At 50.9% G+C, this 8,339-nt stretch carries 6 protein-coding genes; 2 read left to right on the forward strand and 4 right to left on the reverse strand.

Annotated features, from left to right (window positions below):
• The 4 genes from DP106_RS14710 to DP106_RS14725 form a co-directional block, all read right to left on the reverse strand.
• Nucleotides 1-748, reverse strand: a 748-nt coding sequence (locus tag DP106_RS14710) for a hypothetical protein (protein ID WP_120086538.1), incomplete at its 3' end; no start/stop codon positions are given.
• Entirely contained in the window at nucleotides 741-1,001 is a 261-nt protein-coding gene (locus DP106_RS14715) for a hypothetical protein (protein ID WP_120086540.1), read from the reverse strand. The genes DP106_RS14710 and DP106_RS14715, both read right to left, overlap by 8 nt.
• Before the next feature lie 333 nt (nucleotides 1,002-1,334).
• On the reverse strand, nucleotides 1,335-2,759 hold the full coding sequence (locus DP106_RS14720) for a helix-turn-helix domain-containing protein (protein ID WP_120086542.1): 1,425 nt from the start codon (nucleotides 2,757-2,759) through the stop codon (nucleotides 1,335-1,337).
• 806 nt (nucleotides 2,760-3,565) lie between these two features.
• Nucleotides 3,566-4,858: a hypothetical protein gene (locus tag DP106_RS14725; protein WP_120086543.1), complete on the reverse strand. Its 1,293-nt coding sequence runs from the start codon at nucleotides 4,856-4,858 to the stop codon at nucleotides 3,566-3,568.
• Between the two features lie 637 nt (nucleotides 4,859-5,495).
• Here DP106_RS14725 and DP106_RS14730 point away from each other — a divergent pair.
• Nucleotides 5,496-6,245, forward strand: a complete 750-nt coding sequence (locus tag DP106_RS14730) for a site-specific integrase (protein ID WP_133305177.1) — start codon at nucleotides 5,496-5,498, stop codon at nucleotides 6,243-6,245.
• Nucleotides 6,232-7,995, forward strand: coding sequence for a homing endonuclease associated repeat-containing protein (locus tag DP106_RS14735; protein ID WP_133305178.1), 1,764 nt, complete (start codon nucleotides 6,232-6,234; stop codon nucleotides 7,993-7,995). The genes DP106_RS14730 and DP106_RS14735 overlap by 14 nt, the downstream gene beginning before the upstream one ends.
• Nucleotides 7,996-8,339 lie beyond the last annotated feature (344 nt).

The following is an 8,339-nucleotide window of genomic DNA, read 5'->3' on the forward strand; positions in this document are numbered from 1 at the left end:
TAATCACTGGAGCGACGTATTGGCTCACCACACTGTCGCCATCTCGCCATTGTAAGTAGTGATAGTCCCGATCATTAATTGTCTTGGTAGTCAGATTGGGTGATACGCCCACCGGTGGATCATCGGCTTTCTCATACGCCGCCCGCACTTTTTCCTGCCACTCCTGCTTGTGCCACAGTTCCGGGGTGTCTGGATATTCCGGTACGGGGTCGTCCATCGGCTGAAATATAATCTGAGTTGTCGATGGGTTATACCAGCTATTTCGTGTTTGCACATCGAGCCGATTTTCGCGTGCCCAGCCCACAATATCGAACCATCGGCTGTGTGGTTTGTCTTCCAAGTGAGCATCTAAATCGGTTGAATAGACGTGCATTGAGTACAGTGCCGGGTCGTTGTTGTCATCCAACCAGAGGGTAGAGTGGTCAGCTGCTGGTGGCTTATGATGCAACATCCGACTATCATGGGAGCTTGCGTGACCGTGGGGGCACTCATCTAAATCGTCGTCAATCAGCCGAGCGATGCAGGCTTTATCAGCTACTCCGTCCAGTCCATGAGCCTCGGCAAATCGGTCGCGCCGATCCTCCCAAAGTATCCTCGCTAGTGCCCGCTCGATGGATGTTGCTCCCTCTGGGAGCTCCGGTTCAATGAAGTTCTCAACAGCTTCTTTCAGCATTTCAAACTCCTTACTCTCATTGTGAGGATCGATGCTGTAACCCGAGGTCGGCCAGCTATCTTTTCGATCAGTCATTGCGGGCCTCAACCAGATCGTCTAATTTCTCTATCGTATCCTCATCGAGCAATCGGTCGTCGGCCACGTCATCATCAACTAGTTGGTAGTCCCGTGAGTGAGCCATCTTGCGGAGAACGCTGTAGACGTTCTTGCCGGGGATTATGACCTCTTGAGAGTCTGTGTAGCTTAGTTCTGGAGTGTCCCTTTCAATCAGGAGTCCACCGGTTGCTTCGTGTTCTGTCACTTCGATATCTCCTTCTGCTTTGAGCATTAACTACTCATTGTAGTTAGTATGTAATAAAGCTAACTACAGATACTGTCTTTGTTGGTATCTCCTGATAACTCACCCACCGTTTTCGATTTGTAAACCCAGAGCCTTCTTTCGATTCTATTCTATCATCACCATCTTCGAACCCGGAAACGACGGAAACGTGGTGTGGGGGTGGGGAGAGAAGGAGCATCATTGAAATCCTATTCCGTACTGCGATTTGGCTCCAGAATCCAGATTACGACGGAAACGACGGAAACGTGGTGTGGGGAGAGGGGTGTCTGGATTAATTGATCTTCCATCCCCACCGAGGTCAGCCGCATGATGGCAGACAGTTTATTCAATCAGTTCCCGCAGTTTCTTGTATTCTCCTCTCGGGATGTGAATGTCAGAAGGTAACTGTTCGCCCACAACGACGTATTCTCTGTCGTCTAATTGCCTCATCGCTGCCTCTGCCTTGTCCTTGGCAGTGTAGCCCTTATCAAATGCTTTCCCCCAATCTCTACCTTTGCACTCGATAACATAATCTTCCGTAGCAAAATCAGGGATGTATCTGCGACCGTCATCATACTCAATCTCCAGCGACTCATATTCGTAGTCTACCCCAATATCATGCAGGCGATTTGCAACCTCTAACTCTAATTCACCGAGGACACGATGTGAGAGATGCTCAGGGTGTTGTAGAAGTGATCTAAACTCAATGTCGTGCTTGTTCAACCAATTCTTGATAGGTGTTTGACTTAGTCCAAGCTCGTCAGCAATCTTACGTATCGACTTTTGCTGTTCACAATATTGATCGCGGAGCCACTCCTCGTCTTTCAACGGCTCAAGATTTCCGTCAGCGCGTTCTTCTGCGAGTGCCCGAGCCTCAATCTCATGCATTTGCATAAAACGTCCCACCGTGACTTGGGACAGATTGAGTTCGTCAGCAATCTCAGCCTGTGATTTCTCCTGCTCGCAGTACTGCTCTCGAAGCCACTCACCGTCCTCCAGTTGATTAATATCTCCATCAGCCTGTGATTCTGATTGTGATCGAGCATTGATTCCATACCTCTCTACCCAATTCCTTACTGTGCCTGGAGACAGATTGAGTTCATCAGCAATCTCAGATGGTGGCTTCTCTTGTTCTAAGTACTGCTCACGGAGCCACTCTTCATCCTTCAGTAACTCAACGTCACCATCAGTCATCCATTCAGTGGGTGATTGAGTCTCAATATCATGTCTTTTCATCCAATTCGATACCGTTGCAGTAGTTACGCCAGTTGATTCCGCAATTTCACTCAGCGTTTTCTCTCGTTCTAAGTACTGCTCACGGAGCCACCCTTCATCACTTAACAGCCCAACGTCGCCATCGGTCATTGACTCTGACCGTAACCGAGTCTCGATCCCGTGCCTATGTATCCAATTTGATACCGTTCCAGCGGTTACACCAATTAGTTCTGCAATTTCAGATAATACCATCCCCTGCTCACAATACTGCTCACGGAGCCACTCCTCATCTTTCAGTGGCTCGACGTCACCATTAGCTGACCATTCAGCAGGTGATCGAGTCTCAATGTCATATTTCCGCATCCAGTTTCCGACCGCCCCTCGGCCCACACTTACCTTGTCGGCAATCTCAGATTGAGAAAGCCCATTCTCAACATACTGCTTACGAAGCCACTCCTCATTTCTGTATAGCTTGTCGTCAACCACGTCACTCTCAGCCGCCTCATCCGTGTCAAATCCGTCAAATTCACTGAGAGTTGACTGATCACTCATAACGCTCGTTACTTCTCAAAACGTGGAGTGTCCGTGTTCATAGTTGTCACGACAGTATGGCAAGCGGTAATGTGCAAAGTGACGGTAATTAACCACAGCTGAGAGGATAGTCGGCTTTCGTACCGGTATCAGATCACTCTGCACCCCTCAGCGGGAAACCCCCTTGCAGGCAGGCAAGCTGCCTGCTGCGCCGGTTTCCATCCCCGCCAGGGCCGCCGGAAGGCAGGGTAAGATAAGGGCCGCCTCAGCAACCGCGATTGCTGCTAGCGCGAAAATTTCCGCCCGCGTTATTCTAACGGACAACTAGTGCGAAGATGCGGGGGTCGAGTCCCACACACGAATCCTAAACAGGCTTCTAAGAATCTCTACTACTGATATTAGACTATAGAATATCTGACCCCCCGTTTGCATTTACCATGAGCATATCCTCACACCCCGGTTTTCGAGTGGTCAATACGACAGTATATCACAGATTCAACAGGGTGAACCCCACGCATGAGCTTATACGCATGGATGAGTATATACTCATGTGAACGAGAAAAGCAGAGATCGAATCTGGAAGTATGCTCTTCATACAGTGATTCGGAGTGGAAACCGGGTGACACCGGCCCAAATCGCGGAAATGGCAGATGTTTCCGAGCGCACAGCGAGAGAGACACTAGTAGTGATCTCGGAGACGGGGTGGCTCAACAGACGGACAAAACAAGATGGATCGGTCTATTACCAGAGCCCTAATTGGATTGATTTCGACGGCGAAGCGTGGGAGCGACAGACTAACTGATAGATGCCTCTATCGAGATGAGTAATCACACGAAGGCGTCAACCATCGGGGACGGCGGCGGGTTGTCGTAATCTCCCTGAGACTCCCACTCCTCAAAGGCTCGGCGTAGCTGGTCGCTGTAGGTCGCATCCTCCACCCACTGCTCATCTTCCAGCAGATCCTCGGCCTCCCAGATTGGTTTGATCGGCGCGTTGCAGGCACTCTCGCCATCGTGGTCGTGGTCATCGGCGTGATCGTGGTCGGTGTCATTGCCGTTAGCAGTGTCACCGTCGCCACTGTCGGCATAATCATCGAATGATTTGCTCGGATCAACCGACTCGTCTGGTTGTTCATCAGATGGCAACGGTGTCCCACAACGCAGGTTGTTCCGATTCACGCCGAGTGTCTTTGGGGCCGCCTCTCGAACCGCGTGCTCGGCCTTACGGCGGGTATTGTCGTAGACTGTTACCTTCTTGTGGTCGTGCCACAGCTGGCCGTGAGGACGATACTGGGCGTTATTGTTGTCGTCGCCCTCGCCCATCCTGATCGACGTATGTGAGAGGCAGTAGGTCATTGCATGAGCAACGTCCTGCATCGTCGGGAGTGACTTATTACAAGACGATTCATCGCCTCCCTTAGTGACGCGCTTGATTAGCCACCCAGTCTCCTCCTCGATCCGCTTTGTGACCTCTCCACCTGGGACATACGGGCCAGCGCAAATGATGTGAAAATGCGGGCCGGGAGTCAATTCATGCCGAACATCATTCTCGAAGCCACGGCCCTGAAATAGACGACCTCGCCATGCATCGAGATCGTCGCCGTCGCGCCCCCGCCAGCCGTGATAGAATCGCAATCCTTCGACGTTGAGTAAGTCCATTATGTCACCAATCACGTCAAAGGTCTTGTCTATCGGATTGGCCGCTTCGAGTACCCAATCTTCAGGCGGCGACATCACGAGGTGATGCTTTTTGATACTCACTCCGCCCATCTTACCGCTCATGCGTTTGGCGACCGTCTGCAACCGGGCAACGCCGTTTTCAGCCTTGTCTATGTCCCACATCGGAGCGCAGTCGGGGCACTCTGATTTGTAGCAGGTATGGCTCATCTCAACCGTGGAGCCGCAGTGAGTGCAATAGTAAATCAGAGTATCGTCGTGGCACTCCTCTCCGAATCCGGGCAACGACAGCGGTGACATCAGGCCGTCAGAACCACGTTCGTCAACAGTCGATTGTTTTGGTCGATTGATCGCATCGAGGAGATCGTCGGTCAGCTCATCGACGGCGACCTCGGCCATCTCGGTTGGTGGGTCGTCGTAATCTACCGAGGTGTTGCCGCTCATCGTCGATCACCCCCTACTAGTAGCGACTGGAGGTGGGTTCTGGAGACGCTAACCCCGGAGTAAAGACTATGAGAGTGGTGGAAACGAGCAGTACGGCAAATCCACGCCGTTGACAGCAATGCTTTAGGCGTAGATTCAATAGGAATAACCGAGCCAGCCCGACTCGGCTCCTGACTCGTTCCCAGCAAGGTTCCAATTTGAGGGGAACGGGTCAGATCCCGTCTTGATGTAAACACGATTTCGATTAGCTTCGCGTACCTTCTTGTTCCCAATAACTGAGTAAACCCTTATAAAAGCTATGACGGTGGTTCTCACGACAGTCTGAGAGCATCATATGATATTTGATAGGTCGGTGTGTGTGAGCAACCATACGAGATATGATACAACTGGCGAAATAACTATCTGATTGATTATGTTTTAGGTTGGATAGGCCGATGAAATCATTATCATATTGATTATGATTGAAGATCGCTATCTTCGTATTTTCGTTTGTAGTACGTAGTGTTTGAGTCGTTTCGAGATATCTTCTGCCTGAGACGGCTGTTATCGACCGTCTTAGCGATCCCGATTTGCTACGTACTATACATGACAACTACTAAGTTACTATGGATTTGATATCAAGTACAAAGTAAAAACCGTGGGACGAAGCAACAAAGGTCTACATCAACCGGCTTTGCAGGCGTGGGTTCGAGCAGCTAAAGAGCAGTCTGATCCTGCCAAACAGATTACTGGATTACTGTTGCCGTTCACTGGACTGCGTGTTGACGAGTTCTGCCACATCCACGGCCCGACATGGTTCTCATGGATCGACGCGGATACTACAGAAACGAACGACGGGGAGCCGCCCAAACTCAAGGTGCCGTCAAGAGGGACATGCCACAAAGACGGTACCACGACACCCTGCGATAATTGTGAGGATGAGGGTGAGTTTACGACCAAATTCGATGATGGTAGAGACATTCCGATAACCCAGACGTGGAATAATTTTAATCGGGGTGGTCCCAACGATTTCGTCACGCAGGACCTCGGTTTGCGTGAGCTTTGTAAGTCGTATTTCGCTGTGACGCGAGATGATATCGGCAATAAGATGATTCGAGGGGATGGACTCACGGAGAATACGATTAATAAGTGGTGCAAAGACATCGCAGTTGATGCTCAAATCGGACTGGAGAGAGGTTTAACCGAGGACGCACGGTTTGATGAGCAGGTGCCGGACGTGTTTCCACACGATATGAGAGGCACGTTTATTATGCAACTCATCAGAAACAATATGCAACGCACCAAGCTGACCAAGTACACCGGCCACGAGCACGTCAGCAGCTTAGAGCCATACGAAGAAAGAGTCGCTGAGGAAACCCACGCACGGGAGTTCCTTGACCACATCTGATACGGCATTGATGATACCTACCGCTGATCTTATTGCCGATCTCCAGCAGACTGCTGCTGAACACGGAGAACCACTTAGTAAGGCCACATACACCGAGTTTGGATCACATAGTTATCAGGTGGTAGTGACTCGGTTTGACTCGTGGAACGAGGGACTGATTGAAGCCGGGATTGAGACACATCAAGGGCCAGTTTCTACCGATGACCTGCTTGCCGATCTCCGACAAGTCGCTGCCGAACACGGAGAACCGCTTAGTGTGGCCACATACACTGAGTTTGGATCACATAGCTCAACGACCATAGAGAATCGTTTTGGCTCATGGAACGAGGGACTGGCCGAAGCCGGGATTGAGGCAAATCCGGAGTCAGTTTCTACTGATGAGCTGCTTGCCGATCTCCAGCGAGTTGCCGGTGAACACGGAGAGCCGCTTAGTTCAAACACATATGACGAGTTCGGGTCACACGGTGCAAATACGGTACGCAGGCGGTTCGGGTCGTGGATCGACGGTGTAGCTGAAGCCGGGATTGAGACACATAGTACGGATGGTGCAAAGGAGATCGCTACCGATGAGCTGCTTGCCGATCTCCAGCGAGTCGCTGCCGAACACGGAAAGCCGGTTACTATCGAGACATACATCGAATATGGAACGTATGGTGTCAGCACCATATACCGTCGTTTTGACGAGTGGAGGGACGCTCTAATTGAGGCCGGAGTTGAGATGGATCGGAGTTCGATTAAGGACATTCCCACCACTGACTTGCTTGCCGATCTCCAGCGAGTCGCTGCTGAACACGGAGAACCGCTTAGTTCCTCCACATATGACGAGTTTGGGTCATATAGTATAACGACTATAGAGGATCGCTTTTCCTCGTGGAACGGGGGGCTGGCCGAAGCCGGAATTGAGGTGAATGAGACCGATTACAGTCCGATAGATGTTCTCAATGACATTCGGGCAGTCTCGGAAGGCGAGTACGGAGTCGGGGCAGAAGAATATCAGTCAATAGGGTCGCTATCAAAGTCACCAATTACAAATCATTTTAATCGATGGTGGCCAGCGGTGGTGAGTGCGGGTCTATTACCCGTAAGAAGGCGGCCACTCACACCCAAACAGTTCGATCAGTATTACCGGGCTGTGATTAATAGTCACCCAGTGGATGCTCTGGCACCTCTCCTGTTCATGTTCTCGGGTATGTCGTCTCGGATAGCCTCTGAGTTGTCTGTTGATTGGCTGCGTCATAAGCGTGATAAGAACATCATCAAGATACCCGCTGAACTAACAGCCAATGGCGACCCGTGGCTCATGAGACTGCCGGAGACGTGGTGGAATCCACATACAGAGAATCGCTTAGAGACTACATTGCCGGAGATTATCGAATGGGTGCTCGATGTATATGAGGAAATCCCATACAGTTCCAGAGAGGCACTGAGTGACCACTGTTTCCGGGTAGCAGCGGATATGGATACGGAATCACGAGAGCGGGTTTCTCGAAGTGGCGGCTACCACTATTTCGCTGATTATCCGCGTGTTCGCCCAGCTGATCTAAATTATACTCACGGAGCTAATCTCGTTCGACAAGGTGTAGATGCAGAGATTATTGAGCGGCGACTAGGGGCAGGTGGATATCGTGACAAACTCTTTGCCCAAGATGTGATGCTGTGGGTGTATGTCCACGATGGCTACGAACATCCCGAATTTTCCCCGCCGCCGGTCGTCCTCGATCCCAGTAGCGGCGAGCCACGGTATTCTTAGCCATATCTCTCTCCAGAAAGATATACAGATATCTCGCTGTATAGCTGGCTAAGTGGCTATCTGTATATCTCGGTGAGGATCAATACACGACGGAATCTGAGCCGTCTGAGAGCGGTGTGAGTGGCGTCACTCGTCGGGCACACAGTCTGGATGATACCAACGATCCTCACGCCGAATTGCCCGCTGCTCAGGTAAATAGGAAATCTGTTCCCCCCACTCTTCACATCGAGTGATTCCTTGGGAGTTTGGCGGCCACATCGTTAGTCCCAATCCTCTGCGTGGTCAGGCTTAATCACTGGAGCGACGTATTGGCTCACCACACTGTCGCCATCTCGCCATTGTAA

Source organism: Halonotius pteroides (genome assembly GCF_003605635.1).
In the GTDB taxonomy this organism is placed as follows: Archaea; Halobacteriota; Halobacteria; order Halobacteriales; family Haloferacaceae; genus Halonotius; species Halonotius pteroides.

Excerpts from the sequence above, each read along its gene's own strand:
- DP106_RS14715 (WP_120086540.1), bottom strand. The coding sequence starts at position 1,001 with ATGCTCAAAGCAGAAGGAGATATCGAAGTGACAGAACACGAAGCAACC.
- DP106_RS14720 (WP_120086542.1), bottom strand. The coding sequence starts at position 2,759 with ATGAGTGATCAGTCAACTCTCAGTGAATTTGACGGATTTGACACGGAT.
- DP106_RS14725 (WP_120086543.1), bottom strand. The coding sequence starts at position 4,858 with ATGAGCGGCAACACCTCGGTAGATTACGACGACCCACCAACCGAGATG.